Origin of the sequence: Streptomyces sp. WMMB 322, from assembly GCF_900090145.1 — a bacterium.
In the GTDB taxonomy this organism is placed as follows: Bacteria; Actinomycetota; Actinomycetes; order Streptomycetales; family Streptomycetaceae; genus Streptomyces.
In genome coordinates this window covers 243,926-264,452 of record NZ_FMHI01000007.1, presented here as the reverse complement: position 1 = coordinate 264,452, position 20,527 = coordinate 243,926, and the positions used below count along the sequence as shown (strand labels likewise).

Genomic DNA, 20,527 nt, shown 5'->3' with positions numbered 1-20,527 from the left:
CCGTCACCGGCCCGGTCCGTCTCCCGCCTCCCGCTCATCTGCGGTTGTACAGCCGCATCGTGAGCGTCCCGAAGACCGCGATCAGCACGGCCGCCGCGGTGAGCGTCCATGCGATCTCCGCGCCGGGCCACGCGCCCTCCATCAACCCCCGTACAGCGGCGACGAGATGCGTGACCGGGTTGACCTCCACGAACGCCTGGAGCCACCCCGGCATGGTCCTCGGGTCGACGAGGATGTTGCTGAGGAAGGTGAGCGGGAAGAGCACCATCATGCTGACGCCCATCACCGACTTCTCCGTGCGCAGCAGCAGCCCGAACATCGTCCACAGCCACGAGAAGGCGAACGAGAAGGCCACCAGCAGCGCGATCCCTGCCAGAACCCCCGCCACTCCGCCCGCCGGGCGGAACCCCATCACCAGCCCGACGCCCAGGATCACCACGGACGCCGCCGTGTAGCGGAAGGCGTCGCCGAGGAGGTAGCCGACCATCGGTGCGGGCCGCCAGATCGGCAGCGTGCGGAAGCGGTCGAAGACCCCTTTCTCGATGTCGGTGTTGACCGAGACACCGGTGTACATCGTGGTCATCACGACGCTCATCACCATGATCCCCGGCAGCAGGAACTGCAGGTACTCGCCTGTGGAACCCGCCAGCGCACCGCCGAAGAGGTAGGTGAACATCAGCGTCATCATGATCGGGAAGGCGGTGACGTCGAAAAGCTGCTCCGGCACGTGCTTGATCTTCAGCATCGCGCGCCAGCCGAACGTCATGCACACGGACAGGGCGCCCGGCCGCGGCGGCCGGGGCCCGGCGACCAGCGCGGCAGGCAGCGAGGCGGCCGGCGCGGGGGAGGAGCGGGGAGCGGGCGTACGGGGCCGGGTGGGCGCGGTGCTCATGATCTCGTCTCCTTGGCCGGTGCCGCCGCCGCGGCGTGCCGGGGTTCGTGTGCCGGACGGTCGGTGAGGGCGAGGAAGACCTCGTCCAGGCTGGGCTGGCCCAGCGAGAAGTGGTCGACGGTGATTCCGGAGCGGGTGAGCTGCGCCAGCGCCTGCGCCGCCTGTTCGGCCGCGCCGGCCTCGGTGCCGTCCCCGGGCACGCGTGCCGTCAGCGCCACGGGGTCGCTCTCCAGTTGCACCTGGGCGGTCAGCGTCCGGGAGAGCAGGTCGTGCGCCTCGCCGCGCTGTCCGGCGTCGCGCAGCCGCAGATGCACCGAGCCCGCACCGACGGACGACTTCAACTGCCCGGGTGTGCCCTCGGCGATGACTCTTCCGTGGTCGATCACCGCGATGCGGTCCGCGAGCCGGTCGGCCTCGTCCAGGTACTGCGTGGTCAGCAGAACAGTCGTGCCCTGTGCGACGACCGCCCGAACGATGTCCCACACCTGGTTGCGGCTCCTCGGGTCCAGGCCGGTGGTCGGCTCGTCGAGGAAGAGCAGATCGGGTGTGCTCAGGATGCTCGCCGCGATGTCGATGCGCCGGCGCATGCCGCCCGAGTACTGCTTGACCTGGCGCCGTGCCGCGTCGGTGAGTCCGAAGGCGTCCAGCAGCCGGGCGGCGCGGGTGCGCGCGGCGGACCTCGAGTGACCGAGGAGCCGGGCCAGCAGCACCAGGTTCTCCGTGCCCGTCAGGTCCTCGTCGACGGAGGCGTACTGCCCGGTGAGGCTGACCCTGGCCCGTACTGCGGCGGGCTCCCGCAGCACGTCGTGCCCGAACACCCGCGCCTGTCCGCCGTCCGGACGCAGCAGCGTGGCCAGCATTTTCACGGCGGTGGTCTTGCCCGCGCCGTTCGGGCCCAGCACGCCGTAGACGGAACCGGCGGGGACGCTCAGGTCGATGCCGTCCACGGCGCGGTTCTCCCCGAAGACCTTCACCAGGCCCGACGTCTCGACCGCCGGTACGTCCGCGTCGCTCGTCTCGGTCGGCATCGCTGCCCTCCCTTGTCCGTGCCGTTCCCGGACGGCCGCACACGCCTGCCGCCCGGCTCACAGCGATCAGACCCGGACCGCGCCGGAAACTCATCGGTGAGCGGCCGGTTCACGGGTCGCGGCGGCGCTGGGGGACGATGGGGTCATGGCAACGCATCTGATCACCGGTGCCGGCTCGGGCATCGGCGCCGCCGTCACGCGGCGGCTTCTGGACCGTGGCGACGAACTGTGGCTGCTGGCGCGCGACGCCGGACGGGCCAAGGAGCTGAGGGAGCGGTTCACGGGCGCGCGTACGGTCGTCGGCGACCTCGCCGAGCCCGAGCGCCTCTCATGGGCCCTCGCCCAGCAGGACCTGCCGGGGCAGCTGGACTCCCTCCAGCACGTCGCGGGCGTCGTCGAGCTGGGCGGAGTGGGCGAACTGAGCGCCAAGGTCTGGAACCACACCCTCGCCGCGAACCTCGTAGCCCCCGTGGAGCTGACGCGCCTGATGCTGCCGCAACTGCGCCTGGCCCGCGGGCACGTGCTGTTCGTCAACTCGGGCGCGGGCCTGCGCGCCAACCCGCAGTGGTCCGCGTACGCGGCGAGCAAGCACGGGCTGAAGGCGCTCGCCGACGCCCTGCGCGCCGAGGAGAGCGGCAACGGGCTGCGCGTGACGTCGGTCTACCCCGGGCGCACGGCCACGCCCATGCAGGAGAAGGTGCACCGCCAGGAGGGCAAGGAGTACGACCCGGACCGGTGGATCACCCCGGAGGCCGTCGCGACCGCGCTGATCACCGCGCTGGACATGCCGCGCGGAGCCGAGGTCACCGATCTGACCGTGCGGCCGGGCGGATGAGCGCGGGCAGCGAGGTGTGGGGCGCCGCCGCGGCCACCGGCGTCGGCTCGATGCCGGGTGAGGACGCGCGGGAGGCGGCCCGCACGGTCACGGGAACGCTGGAGGCCTTCCCCTTCCTGCCGGAGCTGCCCGCACGCGGGCCCGGCGCGGACATGACCGGTCGAACCGTGGGCCTGCTGGCGGAGCTGTACGCGCATCTCGAGCCCAGCGGATGGCGGATCGGCGACCGGCCCGGCCGTGACACCCGGCGGGCGCGGTCCTGGATGAGCGAAGACCTGGACGCGCTGGAGGAGTTCACCCAGGGGGACGGCACCGCGCGGCGCGCACTGAAGGTCTCCGCCGTCGGCCCGTGGACACTGGCCGCCACCCTGGAGCGGCGCAACGGCGAGGCGGTGCTGGGTGACGCGGGCGCATGCCGCGATGTGACGGCCTCCCTGACCGAGGGGCTGCGGGCGCATCTCGCGGACGTACGGCGCAGGGTGCCCGGTTCGCGGCCGGTGCTCCAGCTGGACGAGCCGATGCTGACGGCCGCGCTGCTGGGGCGCGTCCCGACCGCGAGCGGATACCGTACCCATGCCGCCGTCGACCGTGCCGTGGCCGAGGGCGCCCTGCGGGAGGTCACCGCGGCGTGCGGGGCGGAGGACGTGCCCGTCGTCGTGCACTCGTGCGCGCCGCGGCCTCCGTTCGCACTGCTGCGCCGTGCCGGCGTCCGCGGTGTCTCCTTCGACGCGAGTCTGATCACCGAGCGTGAGGACGATGCGATCGGTGAAGCCGTCGAGGGCGGCACGGTGCTGTTCGCCGGCGTCGTCCCGGGGAGCGGACCGCCGGAGGGGGGACTGTCGGACCCTGCCGGTAGCGTCAGTGGTGTCAGGTCGCTGTGGCGCAGGCTCGGGCTGTCACCGGCCCTCCTCGCGGAGTCGGTCGTGGTCACTCCGGCGTGCGGTATGGCGGGAGCCTCGCCCGTGTACGCGCGGCAGGCGCTCGCGCACTGCGTCCGGGCGGCGAGATCCCTCGCTGACGACCCTGAGTGACGGGAGGACGAGACGGTGGCCGGCAACGAGCAAGCCCCAGCGCCCGCGGACGTGCGGGAGAGGCATCAGCGGCTGGCTGAGCAGATCGAGGAGCACCGCTTCCGCTACTACGTCAAGGACGCGCCCGTCGTCAGCGACGCCGAGTTCGACAGGCTGCTGCGCGAACTGGAGGCGGTGGAGGCGGACCACCCGGATCTGGTGACGCCCGACTCGCCGACGCAGAAGGTCGCGGGCCAGTACGAGACGGAGTTCACGGAGGTCGCGCACCGCGAGAGGATGCTGTCCCTGGACAACGCCTTCGACGACGCGGAGCTCGACGAATGGGCCGATCGCCTCTCGCGTGAACTGGAAGGCGTGGAGCACCACTTCCTGTGCGAGCTGAAGATCGACGGCCTGGCGGTCAATCTGACCTACGAGCACGGGAGGCTGACCCGCGCGGCCACCCGCGGCGACGGGCGCACGGGCGAGGACATCACGCCCAACGTCCGCACGATCGCAGACATCCCCGAGCGGCTCAGCGGCGAGAACGTTCCCGGACTGGTCGAGGTCCGCGGGGAGGTCTTCTTCCCGATGGAGCGCTTCGAGGAGCTCAACGCCCGCCTGGTGGAGGCGGGCGACAAGCCGTTCGCCAATCCGCGCAACGCCGCGGCCGGTTCGCTCCGGCAGAAGGACCCGAAGATCACGGCGACGCGTCCGCTGCGCATGGTGGTGCACGGCGTCGGTGCCCGCGACGGCTTCGACGTGGACAAGCTCAGCGGTGCCTACGACCTGCTGCGGGGGTGGGGCCTGCCCACGTCGGACCATACGAAGGTGGTGAAGGGGCTCGACGGTGTCCGCGAGTTCATCGCCTACTACGGGCAGCACCGTCACTCGGTGGCGCACGAGATCGACGGAGTCGTCGTCAAGCTCGACGAGGTGCGGCTCCAGGGGCGCCTGGGCTCCACCTCGCGTGCACCGCGCTGGGCGATCGCGTGGAAGTACGCCCCGGAGGAGGTGAACACGAAGCTGGTCGACATCCGTGTCGGCGTCGGCCGCACCGGCCGGGTGACGCCGTATGCGGTGGTGGAGCCGGTGACGGTCGCCGGCTCCGAGGTCGAGTTCGCCACCCTGCACAACCAGGAGGTCGTCCGGTCCAAGGGCGTGCTCATCGGGGACACCGTGGTGCTGCGCAAGGCCGGCGATGTGATCCCGGAGATCCTGGGGCCGGTCGCCGATCTGCGGGACGGCAGCGAGCGCGAGTTCGAGATGCCCACGCACTGCCCGGACTGCGGGACGGCGCTGCGCCCGATGAAGGAGGGCGACATCGACCTGCGGTGCCCCAACGCCCGTTCCTGCCCCGCCCAGTTGCGGGAGCGCCTGTTCTATCTGGCGGGCCGCAAGTCCCTCGACATCGAGCACTTCGGCTACGTGGTGGCCTCGGCGCTCACACAGCCCCTGGAGCCGGCCGATCCGCCGCTGAAGGACGAGGGCGGCCTGTTCGACCTGGAGGTCGAGGATCTGCTGCCCATCAAGTCCTACGTCCTGGACCCGGACAGCGGCCTGCCCAAGCGCGATCCGGAGACCGGCGAGGAGAAGGTCGTCACCCTCTTCGCCAACCAGAAGGGCGAGCCGCGCAAGAACACGCTGGCGATGCTGGAGAACATCCAGGCCGCCAGGGAACGCCCGCTGCCGCGGATCATCACCGGGCTCTCGATCCGTCATGTGGGGCCGGTGGCCGCCGAGGCGCTGGCCCGCGAGTTCCGTTCCCTGGAGCGGATCGCCGAGGCCGGCGAGGAGGAACTGGCGGCCACGGAGGGCGTCGGGCCGACCATCGCCGCCTCGCTGAAGGCCTGGTTCGCGGAGGACTGGCACCGCGAGATCGTCGAGCGGTGGCGTGCGGCGGGCGTGCGGATGGAGGAGGAGGGCTCGGCGGAGTCGGGTCCACGGCCGCTGGAAGGGATCACCGTCGTCGTCACGGGGACGCTGGCGACGCTCACCCGGGACGGCGCGAAGGAGGCCCTCCAGGAACGGGGCGCGAAAGTGACCGGATCCGTTTCGAAGAAGACCGGGTTCGTGGTCGTCGGGGAAAGCCCTGGGTCCAAATACGACAAGGCCGTCCAGTTGAAGGTGCCTATTTTGGACGATGACGGTCTCGCCGTTCTTCTGGAGCAAGGCCCGGACGCCGCACGCGAAGTGGCCGAAAAGCATCCCGAATAGGGCACGGGGGACGCGCCAACTCGTCCCGCTTTTAACATTGTTGAGTGGCCGTCACAGGTGTCCCGTGCGTTTGCGTCCGGGTATGCACTCAGAAGCCGCACAGTTATCGGCTGTTGTGTGTGAAAGGGGCTGGATCAGCCGGGTCGCGCACAGCCAACCCGGAACGATCGCTGCCCTGGAAGCGGTGTGCGGCCTACTGTTGATGTGTGTGCCTGGTTTGGGGAAGCAGGCACGGACGGCCGGCGGAGGGACGGGCATGCAGGAAATTCCTGGGGGCCACGGCCCCCCGTACTCCAGCCTGCCCGACGACACGAGCGGCAGTACGGGGTCCACGGGCGGAGCGGAGGACGTTCCGTGGGTGCAACGCATCGCAGCGCTGCGGGTGCCCGGCCTGCCCTTACTCGTGGTCGTCGGGGCGGGCCTGGCTCTCGGCACCGGCATCTTCCGGGTCGCGACGGACGGCAGGGCCCTCTTCCCGGACGCGGTGACGGGCTGGTCCCTGGCGGTGCTCACGGCCCTGATCGTCGGTCACCTCGTCGCGCTGGGCCGTGACCGCTGGTGGAGCGGCACCGGATCGGGCGCCGCACTGACGCTGGCGATCCTGCTGCTGTACGGCTGGGCGCCGGCCGTACTGGTGAGCCTCGCCGTCGTGGGGCTGGTGGGCGCGGTGCGCCGCCACTGGCGGCAGGCGGTGGTGCAGGGCGCCGTCGACATCCTGGGCATAGGAGCCGCCGCGCTGTCGCTGGCCGTCGCGGGCGTGCACCCGTCCGTCGGGAATCCGTGGAGTCCGGACGACTGGGGCTACTTCGCGGTGCCCGAGGTCGTCATGGCCGCCTTCGCCTACCTCGTCATCACGCGCACCCTGCTGTGGTTCTCGCAGGCCCCGCGCAAGACGGGCCTGCCCACCGCGCTGCGCAGGGCGCTGCAGCGTCAGGGGCTCGTGGCCGTCGCCCTGCTGGGCATATCCCCGCTGATAGCGGTCGTCGCCGCGTACCGGCCCGTGCTGCTGCCGCTGTTCGCGGTGCCGCTCATCGCGCTGGACTCGACGCTGTGGATCGCCCGCGTCCGCGCGGAGGAGGCGCTGCGCGACCCGCTCACCGGTCTGCCCAACCGCCAGTGGCTGCTGGAGCGCACCTGGTCCGCCCTGGACGAGGCGGACCGCACGGAGGCCCGTTCCGCCCTCGTCCTCATCGACCTGGACCGCTTCCGCTCCGTCAACGACACACTCGGGCATCTCGCGGGCGACAGACTGCTGTTGAAGATCGCCGAACGGCTGCGGGCCGAACTTCCGCGCGGCGCCGAGGCCGCCCGGCTGGGCGGTGACGAGTTCGCCGTCCTGCTGCCGCTGGCCGACTCCACCACCAGCGCCATGCGCGCCGCCCGCACCCTCGTCTCCGCGCTGGGCTCGCCGCTCGACCTCGACGGGCTGACGCTCGTCCTCGAGGCGAGCGCGGGAGTGGCCGTCTTCCCGGAGCACGCGCGGGAGGCCGAAGGGCTGCTGCGGCGCGCGGACGTGGCGATGTACGAGGCCAAGCGGGACCGCACGGGCGTCGAGGTCTACGAGGCCACGCGCGACGGCAACACCCCCGACAGGCTGGGCCTGCTCGCCGATCTGCGACGGGCGCTCGACGCGGGGGAGGTCGCGCTGCACTACCAGCCGAAGGTCGGCTTCGACGGTGTCGTCTCCGGCCTGGAGGCGCTGGTGCGGTGGGTCCACCCCGAGCGTGGACGCGTCCCCCCGGACGAGTTCATCGCCATAGCCGAGACGTCGGGGCTCATGCCGCGGCTCACCGAATACGTGCTGGAGACCGCTCTCGCCCAGGTCTCACGCTGGCGCTCCGACGGGCTCACGGTTCCCGTCGCCGTGAACGTCTCGCCCCGCGACGTCCACGCGCCCGGTTTCGCCGGCGCCGTCGCCGGACGTCTCGCGCGGCACGGAGTCCCCGCAGGCGCGCTCCAGTTGGAGATCACGGAACACGTCCTGCTGGAGGACCCGCACCGCGCCGCCGACACCCTCGCGGCGCTGGCTGGGCACGGAGTGAAGATGTCGCTGGACGACTTCGGCACCGGCTACTCCTCGCTCGTGCATCTGCGCAGGCTGCCGGTGAGCGAGCTGAAGATCGACCGGTCCTTCGTCGCGCGGCTCGCGGTCGACGCGGAGGACGCGGAGATCGTGCGCTGCACCGTCGATCTGGCCCACTCGCTGGGCCTGTTGGTCGTAGCCGAGGGCGTCGAGGACGACGAGACCTGGGAGAGGCTGCGGGACCTGGGGTGCGACGCGGTGCAGGGCTGGCTGGTGGCCGCTGCCATGCCGCCCGACGAGACGACGGCGTGGCTGAGGGCGCGCGAGGGAGTCCCGCACTCCTTGGAGAGCGCCCGTCCGCGGCCGCAGTTGGAGTGCGGCCCGTCGGCGTCGGCCACGAGCTCGATCCGTCCGCACACCGGCTCCACGGGGAGCGGGCCCCGTTCCTCGGGGCCGCCGCCGAAGCCGAACGGATCCCACGACGCGAACCGCCCCACGGGCTGGCAGCCGGTCCAGTAACGGCCCTGCAGTTCCGATGCGCCGACGGTGCGTGGGTGGTGCCGGGGGCGTGCCGCTCCGGCGGCGCCCCCGGCACCGCATGATTTGCGCCCGACTTCAGCGAACAGATTCGTCAGGTTCGCATCGGGCACAAATCACGCTTGAGTGTCCCGGAAACACCGCCTGCGCGTCCCACCCCCTCCCGCCGTCCCACCAGTGCCGCTCCCGTCCCGGTAAGCACTCGGCACCAGTCCCTGCGCCCCGTTGGCGTCTTCCCGATCATCCGGTTCCCGTCCGGCTGTGACCGGGCCGGCGGTCGCCACGTGGGGTGCGGAAGGGCTCAACAACCTTCCTGCCAGGAGTGGTTCAGGGGGAGTGGCGGAAGTGGACCCGTACGGGTGCGGACCGGTGGACCCATGTGGCCAGTGGGGGAGAGCCGCTGGAGCGACGGGAGGGGGCGGGGCGTGGAGGCGTGCGTGTCCGGACACTCAAGCGTGATTGTGGCCGATGCAGAGCTCACGAACCTGTTCCGTGAAGTCGGCCGTAAATCGTGCCGTCCGGACATGTACGCCGGAACGGCACGCCCCTGGCACCCACCACGCACCGGAGGCGCACCCGGCCCGCACCCCGCCCGGAGACCGGGCCCGGCGCAGCCGCCCTCGCGGGAGCCATAGGATTGGGAGCGGAAAATCCGACACTCACCCAGAGGACCGCTGCATGCCTGGCATCTCGCGCGAGGAGGTCGCCCACCTCGCCCGGCTGGCGCGCCTGGAGCTGAAGGACGAAGAGCTGGATCACTTCGCCGGTCAGCTAGACGACATCATCGGTGCTGTCGCCACCGTCTCCGACGTCGCCAACGAGGACGTACCGCCGACCTCCCACCCGCTGCCGCTCACCAACGTGATGCGCCCGGACCACGTGCGTCCGGGGCTGACTCCCGAGCAGGCGCTCTCGGGAGCCCCCGCGCAGGAGCAGCAGCGCTTCAAGGTGCCGCAGATCCTGGGGGAGGACTGAGCGATGGCCGATCTGACGAGACTGACCGCGGCGGAGACCGCCGAGCGGATCGCGAGCGGCGAGGTCACCGCCGTCGAGGTCGTCGAGGCGCATCTGGCGCGCATCGACGCGGTGGACGAGAAGGTGCACGCGTTCCTGCACGTCGACCGTGAGGGTGCCCTCGCCAAGGCCCGGGAGGTCGACGAGAAGCGTGCGCGCGGTGAGCGGCTCGGCCCGCTGGCAGGCGTGCCGGTCGCCGTGAAGGACCTCTTCACCACTGAGGGCGTCCCCACCACGGTGGGTTCGAAGATCCTCGAGGGCTGGATCCCGCAGTACGACGCGACCGTCGTGCGGAAGCTGAAGGAGGCGGACGTCGTCATCCTCGGCAAGACCAACATGGACGAGTTCGCCATGGGGTCCTCGACCGAGAACAGCGCGTACGGGCCGACGGGCAACCCGTGGGACCTCACGCGCATCCCCGGCGGCTCCGGCGGCGGCTCCTCCGCGGCGATCACCGCGTACGAGGCGCCGCTGGCGATCGGCACCGACACCGGCGGCTCCATCCGCCAGCCCGCCGCCGTCACCGGCACCGTGGGCGTGAAGCCGACCTACGGCGGGGTCTCCCGCTACGGCATGGTGGCCTTCTCCTCCTCCCTCGACCAGGGAGGGCCCTGTGCCCGCAATGTGCTGGACGCGGCTCTGCTGCACTCCGTCATCGCGGGCCACGACGAGCTGGACTCGACTTCGATCGACCAGCCCGTGCCGGACGTCGTCACGGCCGCGCGCAACGGTGACGTGGCGGGTCTGCGCGTCGGCGTCGTCAAGGAGTTCCGGGGCGAGGGCTATCAGGCGGGAGTGCTCCAGCGCGTCGACGAGACGGTGGAGCTGCTGCGCGAACTGGGCGCCGAGGTCGTCGAGGTCTCGTGCCCGTCCTTCACCAAGGCGCTGGCCGCGTACTACCTGATCGCTCCGTCGGAGTGTTCCTCCAACCTGGCCCGCTTCGACGCGATGCGCTACGGCCTGCGCGTGGGCGACGACGGGACGCGTTCCGCGGAGGAGGTCACCGCGCTGACCCGCGCGGCGGGCTTCGGCGACGAGGTCAAGCGCCGCGTCATGCTCGGCACGTACGCGCTCAGTTCCGGCTACTACGACGCCTACTACGGCTCGGCGCAGAAGGTCCGCACGCTCATCAAGCGTGACTTCGAGCGTGCGTTCGGCGAGGTGGACGTTCTGGTCTCGCCCACCACGCCGACCACGGCCTTCCCGATCGGTGAGCGCGCCGACGATCCGATGGCCATGTATCTGGCCGACCTGTGCACCATCCCGTCCAACCTGGCCGGGAACGCCGCCATGTCCGTACCGTGCGGTCTGGCCCCGGAGGACGGCCTGCCGGTGGGGCTGCAGATCATCGCCCCGGCCATGGCCGATGACCGTCTCTATCGTGTCGGTGCGGCCCTGGAAGCCGCTCACCAGGCACGTTGGGGGCACCCGCTGCTTGAGGAGGCACCGTCGCTGTGAGTGGAAAGCTGCAGAAGGCCAAGGGGTTGAAGAAGTCCCGCATCGGAATGTACGTGTCCATCGGGGCGTCCCTCTTCAGCGTGGTCGGCACGGTCAAGCGCGGCAGGGAGGCCCGGCGCGAGGGCGACATGCTCCAGCTGGTCGACGTCGCCGTCTCGGCGGCGGGGATCGTCACCGGTGTGGCGCTGCTCGTACGGGAGCTGCGACGGCTCGACATCGACGATGTCCTCTGGGACGACTGAGAGGCGAAATCCGTGACCGTCACTGAACTGGTGCCGTACGAGGACGCGTTGGCCGCCTACGACCCCGTCATGGGGCTGGAGGTCCACGTCGAGCTCGGCACCGCGACGAAGATGTTCTGCGGCTGTTCGACGACCCTCGGCGCCGACGCCAACAGCCAGACGTGCCCGACCTGTCTTGGGCTGCCCGGCGCGCTTCCGGTCGTCAACGCCAAGGGCGTCGAGTCCGCCGTGCGCATCGGTCTCGCGCTGAACTGCGAGATCGCGGAGTGGTGCCGCTTCGCGCGGAAGAACTACTTCTACCCGGACATGCCGAAGAACTTCCAGACCTCCCAGTACGACGAGCCGATCGCCTTCAACGGCTACCTCGACGTGCAGTTGGAGGACGGCGAGGTCTTCCGGGTCGAGATCGAGCGCGCGCACATGGAGGAGGACACCGGCAAGTCGACGCACATCGGCGGCGCCACGGGCCGCATCCACGGCGCCTCGCACTCGCTGCTCGACTACAACCGTGCCGGCATCCCGCTCATCGAGATCGTCACCAAGCCGATCGAGGGTGCGGGGGAGCGCGCGCCCGAGGTGGCGAAGGCGTACGTGGCCGAACTGCGGGAGCTGATCAAGGCGTTGGGCGTCTCCGAGGCCCGCATGGAAATGGGGCAGATGCGCTGCGACGTGAACCTGTCGCTGCGCCCCAAGGGTGAGAAGGCGTTCGGCACGCGCAGCGAGACGAAGAACGTCAACTCGCTGCGGAGTGTGGAGCGGGCGGCCCGCTTCGAGATCCAGCGGCACGCCGCGGTGCTGGACGCGGGCGAGAAGATCGTCCAGGAGACCCGGCACTTCCACGAGGACAACGGCAGCACCACTTCCGGCCGCGTCAAGGAGGAGGCGGAGGACTACCGCTACTTCCCCGAGCCGGACCTCGTCCCCGTCGCTCCGTCGCGCGAGTGGGTCGAGGAGCTGCGGGCGGGCCTGCCGGAGCTGCCGCGCCTGCGCCGCAACAGGCTGCGGGAGGAATGGGGGATCTCGCAGCACGAGATGCAGTCCGCCCTCAACGCGGGTGCCGTCGGCCTGATCGTGGCGACCGTCGACGCGGGCGCGCCCGCCGACCAGGCCCGCAAGTGGTGGATGGGCCAACTCGCCCGCCGCGCCAACGAGTCGGGCACCGACCTGGCGGACCTGCCCATCGGCCCGGAGGACGTCGCCCGGGTGTGTGCGCTCGTCGAGGAGGGCTCGCTCAACGACAAGCTCGCGCGGCAGGCCATCGAGGGCGTGCTGGACGGCGAGGGCACACCGGACGAGGTCGTGGAGAAGCGCGGGCTGAAGGTGGTCTCCGACGAGGGCGCGCTCGGCGCCGCCGTGGACGAGGCCATCGCGGGCAACGCCGCCATCGCGGAGAAGATCCGTGGCGGCAAGGTGCAGGCGGCCGGTGCGCTCGTCGGCGCGGTCATGAAGGCCACTCGCGGGCAGGCGGACGCGGCGCGTGTGCGCGAGCTGATCCTGGAGAAGCTCGGCGTCGAGGGCTGAGTCCGGGCTCCGCGTCGAGGAGCCGGAGCAAGGGAAGGGGCGGTCCGCACGGGCCGCCCCTTTCGCACGGGCCCTGTGCGAGCAGGCCCTGTGCGGCCCCTGTGTGCTCCCGCGTGCGGTCCCCGGGCCGGGGCCTGCCCGCCCCCGGGGCTTTGCGCCGGCACACATTGCGCCGGGAACCGGCGTACGGGACGACCTGCTGCTGAGCCACGGCAGCACCGCATATGTGGTCATCAACACAAAGGTGGCAAAGGATCTTCGTGCGGTGTCACTCTGCCAGAGCGGAACATCACGACCGCATCACGATGTTCCCCCTCGGCCTAACGGCCTGGGGGGACCCCCACCCTCGGCCTAACGGCCTGGGGGGACCCCCACCCTCGGCCTAACGGCCTGGGGGGACCCCCACCCTCGGCCCGGCGGCCTGGGGGACCCAAAGCCCGCTCCCGGCCGGACCCGTACGGAACGACGTGCCACCCGGGCCGGGGAACCGTACACGCCCCACACCCCTGGAAGAGGTCGACGCGTACATGACGGCTCTCGCTCGGTGGTGCCTGCGCCGCCGTCTGTCCGTGATCCTTCTCTGGTGTGCCGTCCTGCTGGGCGTGGGCACCTCGGCCGTCCTCACCGGTTCGGCCTTCTCCAACAAGTACGACGTGCCGGGCACCGAGTCCGGGCGGGCCAACACGCTGATCAGCGAGAGCTTCCCGGACCGCCGCGGCGACGGCGACACGATCGTCTGGCACACGGGCAAGGGAACCGACGCCGCCACCGACAAGGTCCGCGACACCCAGGTCGAGAGGACCATGGACCGGACCCTCGACGACGTCGCGGCCCTGCCCGGGGTGGCTTCGGTCCAGAGCCCCTACGGCGGCTCCGGCACGGGCGACCGCGGCGAGCAACAGGACCGCATCAGCCGTGACGGCCGCACCGCATACGCGACGGTGAAGTTCGACGCCCCCCCGGAGAAGCTCGACAAGAAGGACGTGCAGCGCGTCGTCGACACCGCGCAGCGCGCCGGCGACGACGTGCCCGGCATGGACGTCGAGCTCGGCGGGCCCGGCGTCGCGCTGACCGAGAAGCAGGAAGGCCACATCAGCGAGGCCGTCGGCATCGCCGTGGCGGCCGTCGTGCTGCTGGTGGCCTTCGGCTCCCTGGCGGCGATGCTGCTGCCCCTGGTGACGGCCCTCGTCAGTGTCGGCACGGGAATCCTCGGCATCGGACTGCTGAGTCATGTGATGACGGTGGCCGACTTCGCGCCGATGCTCGGCACCCTCATCGGCCTCGGCGTCGGTATCGACTACGCCCTCTTCATCGTCACCAGACACCGCCGGGGCCTGAAGGAGGGCATGCCCGTCGCGGAGGCGGCGGAGCGTGCCGTCGCGTCGGCGGGACGGGCCGTGGTGTTCGCGGGCGTGACGGTCTGCATCGCACTCCTCGGCATGCTCGTGCTGAAGCTGAGCTTCCTCAACGGCGTCGCCATCGCCGCCTCGCTGACCGTGGTGCTGACGGTGCTCTCCTCGGTGACGCTCCTGCCCGCCCTGCTCGGCGTGATCGGCAAGCGCGCACTGAGCAGGCGCGAACGGCGCAGGCTCGCAGAAGACGGACCGCAGGAGCCGGCCGACCTGCACATGACGGACGAGGACGAGAAGCCGGGGAAGGGCGGCGGCCGTGCCCGTGCCGGTGCGGCGGCGCGCTGGTCGGCCTTCGTCGCACGCCGTCCGCGGCTGCTCGGCGGCATCGCCGCGGTGCTGATGGTGGGGCTGGCGGTTCCGGTCGGCGGGCTTCAGCTGGGCACCTCCGACCAGGGCAGCAACCCGAGTACGACGACGACCCGGCAGGCCTACGACCTGATGTCCGACGGGTTCGGGGCCGGCACGAACGGTCCGCTCACGCTGGTCGGCGAGATCGACGACGCCAAGGCGAAGCTCGACTTCGAGAAGCTGCCCGGCGAGCTGCGCGACGTCGGAGGCGTCGCGCAGGTCTCCGGGGCGGAGCTGAACGGCAGCGGCAGCACCGGCGTGATCACAGTCGTCCCGGACGGCGCGCCGCAGGACGAGAGCACCTCGCAGCTCGTGGAGGACCTGCGCGAGGACGTGCTGCCCCAGGCCACCGGGTCCAGCTCGCTGGATGTGAAGGTCGGCGGCATCACGGCGGCGCACGACGACTTCGCCTCCGTGATACTCGGCAAGCTGCCGCTGTTCGTCGGCGTCGTGGTCTCCCTCGGCTGCGCGCTGCTGCTGCTGGCCTTCCGCAGCATCGGCATCCCGCTGAAGGCCGCCCTGATGAACGTGATGGCGGTGGCCGCGGCCTGCGGCGTCGTCGTCGCAGTCTTCCAGTGGGGGTGGGGCAGCGGCCTGATGGGCCTGGGCGGCTCCGGCCCGATAGAACCGTTCCTGCCGGTGATCATGGTGTCGGTGCTCTTCGGGCTGTCGATGGACTACCAGGTCTTCCTCGTCAGCCGCATGTACGAGGAGTGGCGTCTGACCGGCGACAACCGCAGATCCGTACGCGTGGGGCTGGCCGAGACGGGACGGGTGATCAACTCCGCCGCCGTCATCATGATCGCGGTCTTCGGCGCGTTCGTGCTCAGCGGCGACAGGATCATCGCGATGTTCGGCATCGGCCTCGCGGCCGCCGTGGCGCTGGACGCGTTCGTGCTGCGTACATTGCTGGTCCCGGCCCTCATGCACATGCTGGGCAGTGCCAACTGGTGGCTGCCGCGCTGGATGGACCGGCTGCTTCCGCGCCTCAGCATCGAGCCGGAAGCCGTCCCCGAACCCTCTCCCGAAGCGCTGCCGGAACCCGTGGCCGCCGCGGTCCCCGCGCCGCGTCCCGAACTCTCATCGGACTCTCAGAAACGGCCCCTACGGTGACGCCCCATGGCTACCGAGACGACCAAGACCGACAAGACCGAAGAGACCGCCGCCACGCCGGCGGAGACCGGTACCGACAACACCGACACCACCGACAACGCTGAGAAGAAGGCCACCGGCAACGCGGAAGAGACCGCCGCCGGTACCGCCGAGACCCGTACCGAGATCCTCCAGGACGACGCCTCCCCCGACGAGGTCCACGTCGAGGAGACGGTCGTCGCGACCGACGTGCGCCGCAGCGGGACGGGTGCCGGCGCCGGCGCCGTCGTGAGCGCCGCGCTGGGCCTCGCGTCCCTCACGGGCACCTCTCTCAGCGAGATGCTGCGCGATCGCAAACAGCTCATCGGGCAGATCGAGAGCAGCGCCCAGGCCCCGCAGGGCGGAGGCGGCGGAGCCGACCAGATCAACGCGCTCTACGGTGCGCCCTGGCATGCGACCGCCCTCCTCAACGGGATCTTCGCGCTGATCGCCGTACTCGTGGGCGGTGTGCTGTTCGCGCTCGTCGCCAAGCGGGCCGAGACGGCCTCCTGGGTCAAGTCGGTCGCGCTGGGCGGAGTCGTCCTCGGCGTGATCGGCCTCGCCGTGGCCGGCGGCATGTACTTCGACCTGTTCGCCGCGGCCCCCGAGATGCCGAGCGCCCCCGCCGGGCCGCCCGCACAGTGACCCCCGTTCACATCTGAAGCGACCAACGGCCGAGCCGCCCGCCCACGGGTCCCAGGACCCGGGAGCGGGCGGCTCGGCCGTGCCTGAAGGTCCCCTAAGACCCCCCGGCCGTACGGCTAAGGCCCCTTGGAGCCGTAAGACCGGGCAGGTGCCCGATGCGGCGACCCCACCTGGGAGACGAGTGTGGAGACAGCGGAAAACAGACCGTCCACACGACACCGGGAGAGTCAGAGATGCACTACTACGGCCACGAGGCAGGGCTCCTGCGCATCGCCGAAATGCGGCAGAAGGCCGCGGCCGAGCGCCGCGCCCTTGAGGCCGACGCAGGCGGACACCAGCACCGGGAGGAGGCCGCGCGCCACGCGAGGCGGGCACGCCGCTTCTGGCTCAGGTCCGCGTGAAGGAGGCACCGGCGCCGCTGCAGCCCGTCCTGAGAGGGCAGGCGCCGGGCGGGAAACCGGCTGCCGCGATGTCGGTGGCGGGTGCCATGCTGGGCGACGTGCCCAGCCAGACCACCATCAGTCCGGTATTCGTCGGCCGCGCCGACGAACTGACGCTGCTCAAGGATGCGCTCGCCCGCGCCGACGCGGGCGAGCCGCAGGCACTGCTCCTGGGCGGTGAGGCAGGCGTCGGCAAGAGCCGCCTGCTGGAGGAGTTCCTCCGCACCGCCCGTGCCGCCGGCGCCACCACGGCCGTCGGCGGCTGCCTCGAACTGGGCGCGGACGGGCTGCCGTTCGCGCCCTTCGCCACCGCCCTGCGCGGCCTGCACCGGAGACTGGGCGAGGCCGATCTGGCCGCGGCCGTCGCGGGCCGGGAGGCCGAGCTGGCCCGCCTGCTGCCCGATCTGGCGCCCGCGCCGGGCAGCCCCGGAGCCGCTGCCGCCGAGGCGTACGACGAAGAGGACGGACGCGCCCGCCTCTTCGAGCTGACGGCACAGCTGCTGGAGCGGCTGGCCACCGGCCGTACGGTCGTTATCGCCCTGGAGGACCTGCACTGGGCGGACCGCTCCACCCGCGAACTCCTCGGCTACCTCTACCGCTCCGTGCACACCTCCCGGCTGGTCCTGCTCGCCACGTACCGCTCGGACGACATCCACCGCCGCCATCCGCTGCGCCCGTTCCTGGCCGAGCTCGACCGGCTGCGCAGCGTCCGCCGCATCGAACTGCCCCGGCTGACACGGGCGGAGGTGCACGCGCAGATAGCGGCGATCCAGGGGGTCGCCGAACCCGAACCCGAGCAGGCGCGTGTCATCTTCGAACGCTCCGACGGCAATCCCTTCTTCGTCGAGGAGCTCACCGCCAACTGCGCCACGTGCGGCATCAGCGACTCCCTGCGCGACCTGCTGCTGGTACGTGTCGAAGCGCTTCCCGAGCACGCCCAGCAGGTGCTGAGGGTCGCCGCCCAGGGCGGGTCCGCCGTGGGGCACGCGCTGCTCGCCGCCGTCTGCGAACTGCCCGCGGCGGAACTGCTGGACGCGCTGCGCGTGGCCGTCGGCGCCAACGTGCTTCTGCCGACCGAGGACGGAGACGGCTACCGGTTCCGGCACGCCCTGCTGCGCGAGGCGGTCGGCGAGGACCTGCTGCCGGGGGAGGCCGCAGCACTCAACCGTCGCTATGCCAAGTCCCTGGAGGCAGACCCCTCGCTCGTACGGGCCGAGGAGTGCACGACGCGCCTGGCGCACTACTGGTACCACGGCCGGGACGCGGCGAAGGCGCTGCCCGCCGTGCTCGCCGCGGCCGTCGAGGCTCGGCGAAGACACGCCTTCGCCGAGCAGCACCAGCTGCTGGAGCGCGCCATCGAGCTGTGGCACGAGGTCCCGGAGGAGGCGCGGGAGCGGCTGCGCCCCATGGACGAGGCGGAGGTCTATCCCCGCCCCGCCGACTGCGCAGAGGAACCGGCCGCGGAGTCGCTGTCGTTCATGGAGCTGCTGGCCGAGGCCGTCGTGGCCGCCCGCACCGGCGGTGACGTCGAACGCGCCCTCGCCCTGACCAAACGCGCCCTCGACCTGCTGGACCACGACGTCGACCCGCTGCGCGCAGCGTGGTTCTGGGTCAGCCGCGCCAAGACCGTCGAGGCCCTGGGCCGGGGCGACGGATGGGCGGAGATCGCCCGCGCGCAGGAACTCGTGCGCGGGCTGCCGCCGTCCGCCGTGCACGCGGACGTGCTGACCAGCGCCGCGAGCTGGGGCATGATGCACCGGCCGGGCCCGGAGGCCATGAGCACGGCGGTGCGGGCCGTCGAGCTCGCCCGTGTCGTCGGCGCCACCACGATCGAGTGGCAGGGCCGCATCACCCTCGGCATCCTCATGGCCGACTCCGGCGATCTGGGTGCCGGCATCGACGAGATGAGCATCGCGCGGGAAGCTGCCCTAGCGGCGGGCGCTTTCGGGGTCGTCGGGCGGGCCGACATCAACATCGCCACGGAGCTGGAGTCCGCGGGCCGCTCCCGGGAAGCGGTCGCCGCCGCGGTACGGGCGGCGGAGGGAGCGGCGACGCACGGACGCCCCGACATGTGCGGCTTCGCGCTGGGCAACCAGGCCGAGTCGCTGTACGCCTTGGGGGAGTGGGCCGACGCCGCCCGGATCACCGAGGAGGCGGCGGCCGCGGCGCGCTCGGCGGAGACCAAGGGCTTCGCCGCCCTGATGAAAGCCCATCTCCAGCTCGGCCACGGCGATCTGGAGGGCCTGAAGGCGACTGTGGAGGCGGCCCGCGAGGTGATGGGCAGCCATGCGGCCGCCGCGAACGCCGCCGTCCAGCTGCGCCACTTCGAGCTGGCTGTGGCCGCGGGCCGCGGTGACTTCGCTGCCGTACGCGCCGAGTTGAGGGCCGCGCTGGAGGCGGGCTTCCCGCCCGGCACGCACCGCTACGCCTGGCCGCTGCTGCACGCCGCGGCGGTGCACGAGGCCGGCGTTCGCGGCCTGCCCGCCGCCGAGGAGGGGCGCGCGGCCGTGCTGGAGGAGCTGCGCACCGCCGCGCGCCGCCTGCCGCACCCGGCGCCCGTCTGGGGGGCGCACGCGGCGCTCGTCTCGGCGGAGATCCGCCGGGCCGAGGGGTGTTCGGACCCCGGGGCCTGGCAGGCGGTCACGGAGGCCTTCGAGGCGATGGAGCGCCCGTACCACCTGGCCCTGGCACGTCAGCGCCTGGCGGAGGCGCTGCTCGAGGACGGGGCGCAGAGCCGGGAGGCGCGCGAGCGCGCGAACGAACTGCTGGCGGCGGCGTACAAGGTCGCCCGGCGGCTCGGCGCCGAACCGCTCCGCACCGAGATCGAACAGCTCTCCGTACGGGCCCGGCTGCCTGCTGCTGCCGCGCCGTCATCGGGAGCCCGGCGCTCCCCGGCGCAGGCGGAGGAGCCCGCGGACACCTTCGGACTGACGCAGCGTGAGCGGGACGTGCTCCGCCTCGTCGCCGCAGGGCGCAGCAACAGGCAGATAGCCGAGCAGCTGTTCATCTCGCCCAAGACGGCGAGCGTGCACGTCTCCAACATCCTGGCGAAGCTCGGGGTGGGCGGGCGCGGTGAGGCGGCGGCCATGGCTCACCGGCTGCGGCTGCTCACCGACGCGGACACCCGCCCGGCGGCGGGCTGAGCCTGCCGGGCCGGTGCCGGCGGGCGGTGAGGCGGCGCCGCCCCGGCAGAGCAAGGCGGGCGGTCAGAGCAGGTCGGGCGGTCCGTCGGCGCCGGAGTCCTCACCGGCGGAGTCGTCTTCGAGCTTGGGCCGCGCGGGCAGAATCGCGTGCTGGTCCTGGAGAGCGATCACGATCCTGCCGGAGCCGAGGTCGACCGGGCCGCAGCCCGGTTCGTGAGTTCCCTCGACGACGTATGTGTGCGCCAGCCGCTGCTGCTCGTGCTGAGCGTGCTGCTGGCTCGGATGGAAGATGCTGCCCGCGATGTCCATCACCGGCTCCTGTCGCCGTCGTGGTCGGTCCGCGCGTCCGTCGTGTCCGTGTTCGCCGTATCCGTGCCGGTCGTGTCCGTGTCCGTGTCCGTCGTGTGCGTGGCCTGTTCCTCCCGCGGGCGGATCAGCACGCGTCCGGAGCTCAGGTCGATCGGGCCCTGCCCCGGATCGTTGCTGCCCTCTTCGACCCGTGTGTGCTCCAGCCGCCGGCGTTCGTCGTCCGTGTGCCTGCGGCCCGGGGAGAACAGTTCCTCGATCAGGTTGAACATCGGCCCTCCGGTCCGGTGAGTCCGCGCCCGCGGCCTCGCCGGACCCATGGTCT

At 71.8% G+C, this 20,527-nt stretch carries 16 protein-coding genes; 12 read left to right on the top strand and 4 right to left on the bottom strand.

Translation table 11 applies throughout. From position 1 onward, the window contains the following. Window positions 1-34 precede the first annotated feature (34 nt). Both H180DRAFT_RS14340 and H180DRAFT_RS14335 read right to left on the bottom strand, forming a co-directional pair. Window positions 35-892 carry an ABC transporter permease gene (locus H180DRAFT_RS14340; protein ID WP_055486428.1) on the bottom strand — a complete coding sequence of 286 codons (858 nt, stop codon included), beginning with the start codon at window positions 890-892 and terminating at the stop codon, window positions 35-37. Next, the gene (locus tag H180DRAFT_RS14335) at window positions 889-1,920 is read right to left on the bottom strand and encodes an ATP-binding cassette domain-containing protein (protein ID WP_055486427.1); all 1,032 of its coding nucleotides are present in this window, start codon (window positions 1,918-1,920) and stop codon (window positions 889-891) included. The genes H180DRAFT_RS14340 and H180DRAFT_RS14335 overlap by 4 nt, the downstream gene beginning before the upstream one ends. Window positions 1,921-2,065: 145 nt before the next feature. On the opposite strand from H180DRAFT_RS14335, the gene H180DRAFT_RS14330 reads away from it, so the two are divergent. The 12 genes from H180DRAFT_RS14330 (at window position 2,066) to H180DRAFT_RS14280 (ending at window position 19,896) form a co-directional block, all read left to right on the top strand. Further along, window positions 2,066-2,755, top strand: coding sequence for an SDR family oxidoreductase (locus H180DRAFT_RS14330; protein ID WP_055486426.1), 690 nt, complete (start codon window positions 2,066-2,068; stop codon window positions 2,753-2,755). Then, the gene (locus tag H180DRAFT_RS14325; protein WP_055486425.1) at window positions 2,752-3,786 is read left to right on the top strand and encodes a methionine synthase; all 1,035 of its coding nucleotides are present in this window, start codon (window positions 2,752-2,754) and stop codon (window positions 3,784-3,786) included. Before H180DRAFT_RS14330 ends, H180DRAFT_RS14325 begins: the two co-directional genes overlap by 4 nt. Before the next feature lie 15 nt (window positions 3,787-3,801). Next, the gene (gene ligA, locus H180DRAFT_RS14320; protein ID WP_055486424.1) at window positions 3,802-5,982 is read left to right on the top strand and encodes an NAD-dependent DNA ligase LigA; all 2,181 of its coding nucleotides are present in this window, start codon (window positions 3,802-3,804) and stop codon (window positions 5,980-5,982) included. A gap of 256 nt (window positions 5,983-6,238) precedes the next feature. Beyond that, window positions 6,239-8,524, top strand: a complete 2,286-nt coding sequence (locus H180DRAFT_RS14315) for a putative bifunctional diguanylate cyclase/phosphodiesterase (protein WP_079100103.1) — start codon at window positions 6,239-6,241, stop codon at window positions 8,522-8,524. 696 nt (window positions 8,525-9,220) lie between these two features. Beyond that, entirely contained in the window at window positions 9,221-9,517 is a 297-nt protein-coding gene (gene gatC, locus H180DRAFT_RS14310; protein ID WP_055486423.1) for an Asp-tRNA(Asn)/Glu-tRNA(Gln) amidotransferase subunit GatC, read from the top strand. A 3-nt stretch (window positions 9,518-9,520) separates the two neighbouring features. Further along, window positions 9,521-11,014, top strand: a complete 1,494-nt coding sequence (gene gatA, locus H180DRAFT_RS14305) for an Asp-tRNA(Asn)/Glu-tRNA(Gln) amidotransferase subunit GatA (protein ID WP_055486422.1) — start codon at window positions 9,521-9,523, stop codon at window positions 11,012-11,014. After that, window positions 11,011-11,256 (top strand): hypothetical protein, encoded by a 246-nt coding sequence (locus H180DRAFT_RS14300; protein WP_055486421.1) that lies wholly within the window; start codon window positions 11,011-11,013, stop codon window positions 11,254-11,256. The genes gatA and H180DRAFT_RS14300 overlap by 4 nt, the downstream gene beginning before the upstream one ends. A gap of 12 nt (window positions 11,257-11,268) precedes the next feature. After that, window positions 11,269-12,777 carry an Asp-tRNA(Asn)/Glu-tRNA(Gln) amidotransferase subunit GatB gene (gatB, locus tag H180DRAFT_RS14295; RefSeq protein WP_055486420.1) on the top strand — a complete coding sequence of 503 codons (1,509 nt, stop codon included), beginning with the start codon at window positions 11,269-11,271 and terminating at the stop codon, window positions 12,775-12,777. Window positions 12,778-13,304: 527 nt separating this feature from the next. Continuing rightward, window positions 13,305-15,650, top strand: coding sequence for an MMPL family transporter (locus H180DRAFT_RS14290; RefSeq protein WP_055486419.1), 2,346 nt, complete (start codon window positions 13,305-13,307; stop codon window positions 15,648-15,650). A gap of 6 nt (window positions 15,651-15,656) precedes the next feature. Next, window positions 15,657-16,313, top strand: coding sequence for a hypothetical protein (locus H180DRAFT_RS14285; protein WP_055486418.1), 657 nt, complete (start codon window positions 15,657-15,659; stop codon window positions 16,311-16,313). 233 nt (window positions 16,314-16,546) lie between these two features. After that, entirely contained in the window at window positions 16,547-16,714 is a 168-nt protein-coding gene (locus tag H180DRAFT_RS29825; RefSeq protein ID WP_159033578.1) for a hypothetical protein, read from the top strand. After that, on the top strand, window positions 16,711-19,896 hold the full coding sequence (locus H180DRAFT_RS14280) for a helix-turn-helix transcriptional regulator (RefSeq protein ID WP_368073123.1): 3,186 nt from the start codon (window positions 16,711-16,713) through the stop codon (window positions 19,894-19,896). The genes H180DRAFT_RS29825 and H180DRAFT_RS14280 overlap by 4 nt, the downstream gene beginning before the upstream one ends. Window positions 19,897-19,959: 63 nt before the next feature. Here H180DRAFT_RS14280 and H180DRAFT_RS14275 read toward each other — a convergent pair whose 3' ends face one another. Then, on the bottom strand, window positions 19,960-20,205 hold the full coding sequence (locus H180DRAFT_RS14275) for a DUF6191 domain-containing protein (protein WP_055486417.1): 246 nt from the start codon (window positions 20,203-20,205) through the stop codon (window positions 19,960-19,962). Beyond that, entirely contained in the window at window positions 20,205-20,474 is a 270-nt protein-coding gene (locus H180DRAFT_RS14270; protein ID WP_055486416.1) for a DUF6191 domain-containing protein, read from the bottom strand. Before H180DRAFT_RS14270 ends, H180DRAFT_RS14275 begins: the two co-directional genes overlap by 1 nt. Window positions 20,475-20,527: the final 53 nt, after the last annotated feature.